This window comes from Mesorhizobium sp. M7A.F.Ca.US.002.01.1.1, from assembly GCF_004022955.1.
Lineage (GTDB): Bacteria > Pseudomonadota > Alphaproteobacteria > Rhizobiales > Rhizobiaceae > Mesorhizobium > Mesorhizobium ciceri.
In genome coordinates this window covers 1-1,896 of sequence record NZ_RZQE01000759.1, presented here as the reverse complement: position 1 = coordinate 1,896, position 1,896 = coordinate 1, and the positions used below count along the sequence as shown (strand labels likewise).

The 1,896-nt window shown below is 61.3% G+C and carries 3 protein-coding genes; 2 read left to right on the top strand and 1 reads right to left on the bottom strand.

Annotated features, from left to right (window positions below):
- Window positions 1-650 (top strand): EAL domain-containing protein (locus tag EN932_RS35120; RefSeq protein WP_164890811.1); only part of this gene is annotated, 650 nt, incomplete at its 5' end.
- An 11-nt stretch (window positions 651-661) separates the two neighbouring features.
- On the opposite strand, the gene EN932_RS35115 is transcribed toward EN932_RS35120, so the two are convergent.
- A complete protein-coding gene (locus EN932_RS35115) occupies window positions 662-1,552 on the bottom strand; it encodes a fatty acid desaturase family protein (protein WP_127368966.1) in 891 nt (296 codons plus the stop codon).
- A 112-nt stretch (window positions 1,553-1,664) separates the two neighbouring features.
- Between EN932_RS35115 and EN932_RS35110 the strand changes: the two genes are divergently transcribed.
- On the top strand, window positions 1,665-1,896 hold a 232-nt coding region (locus EN932_RS35110), incomplete at its 3' end, for a LysR family transcriptional regulator (RefSeq protein ID WP_128369475.1).

Here is a 1,896-nt window from a genome sequence, read left to right as displayed (position 1 = left end):
GGCATTCCCCAGAACGTGGCATGGTGGCGCCGGACAGCTTCATTCCGGTCGCCGAAGAAACCGGATTGATCGTGCCGCTTGGAGAATGGGCGCTGAGGAAAGCCTGCACGGCGGCGGCACGCTGGCCCGCCGGCCTGCGCGTGGCGGTCAATGTCTCGGCCGTGCAACTTAAAAGCGGCAGCTTCGCCCGCAGCGTCATCTCGGCGCTGGCTTTCTCCGGCGTGCCAGCCGGTCGGTTGGAACTGGAGATCACCGAAACCGTGCTGATGGACGAAAGCGAGGTGGTGCTAAGGACGCTGCGGCAGTTGCGCGAACTCGGCATCCGCATCGCGCTGGACGATTTCGGCACCGGCTATTCGTCGCTCGGCTACCTCAGGCGTTTTCCTGTCGACAAGATCAAGATCGACCGTTCGTTCATCCACGACCTCGGCAATCGCGACACCGCGGCGATCGTTCGCACCGTCATCGGGCTGGGTGCCGAGCTTGGCATCACTGTCACCGCCGAGGGGGTCGAGACCGAGGTGCAACTCGACATCCTGCGCAGCAATGGCTGCACCGAGGCGCAGGGCTTTCTGATCGGCGCGCCGTCAAAGGCGGCCGAGATCCAGCGCCTGTTGAGATCCCGAGCGCCGCACAGCCAGACCGGCTAGGCCGGCCATCGTCAATGCAGCGTCTCGATGTACTTTTCGTGGAAGCTGACATACCCGGGCTCGACCACCTTGAGATGCCGCTCGATCAGCGCATGAAACCGCGGCAGTTGATGAAACGGCACGCCGGGATAGGCATGATGCTCGGCATGGAACGGCATGTTCCACGCCAGCTTGCGGACCAGCCAGTTGGTCAATGTGGTCCTGGTGTTCTCCAGCATGTTGGCGACGAACGGACAACGACCGTGCTCGGCCAAGAGATAGAGGCGCAGAAAGGGCTGCCCCAACAGAGCGGGCAAAATCCAGACATAGACAAGCACCGAGAGCCGGAAATAGACGGCCAGCAGAAGGAGCACGGCATAAAAGGCAATCATGGCGCGTGCCTCGATGCGCACCTTGTCATAGCCCTTTGGCGGAACGTAGCTTTCGCGACCACGATCCGCGGCGTTGGCATAAAGCGTCTTGATGTGGCCCCACCATAACGGGATGCCGGATATGTGGACGAGGTATTGCCGCCATGTCTCCGGCTTGGGGAACGCCAGTTCCGGGTCATTGTCGGGATCTTGCGTGTATCGATGGTGGGCAAAGTGGAAGTAGCGGAACCAGTCCGCCGGCAGCACGATCGCCAGGCTGCACACCCGCGCCACGACATCGTTCAGCCGCTGCGCCTCAAAGGCCGTGCGATGAACCGTCTCGTGCAGCAGCGTGAACAGGAACACGATGAGGAGACCTTGCGGCAGCATCAGCAGCGGCCAGAACGGCACTTTGGCGGCGATCAGCGATCCGAGGATCACGATCGCACCCCAATGAGCGGCAAGCTGAACGAGGCCCGCGGCATCAGACTTGGCGGTCAGCCGGTTGCGCTCCTCCTGCGTCAACGATGAAATTACGTCTCGATGATCCACGGGCTTCGATCCAGGCTGGGATTTGATAGAATCCACTGTAGCGCATGAAAAACCTTTCCAAAAATGACGATTTCTGCGATTTAGATAAGCTGAACTTATCTATTCGGTGATCATGGCCGTACTTCCCTCTCTCAAAGGACTTCAGGCTTTCGAGGCTGCGGCCCGTACAGGCAGCTTTGCGGGGGCGGCGGAAGAGCTTTCTGTATCCGCCGCCGCCGTCAGCCAGCTCATCCGCACCGTCGAGGAGCAGATGGACCGCAAGCTGTTCCATCGCGTCAACCGGCGCGCCGTCCTCACCGAGGCCGGCGTCGAGATGCTGCCCAGGCTGACCATGGCCTTCCAGG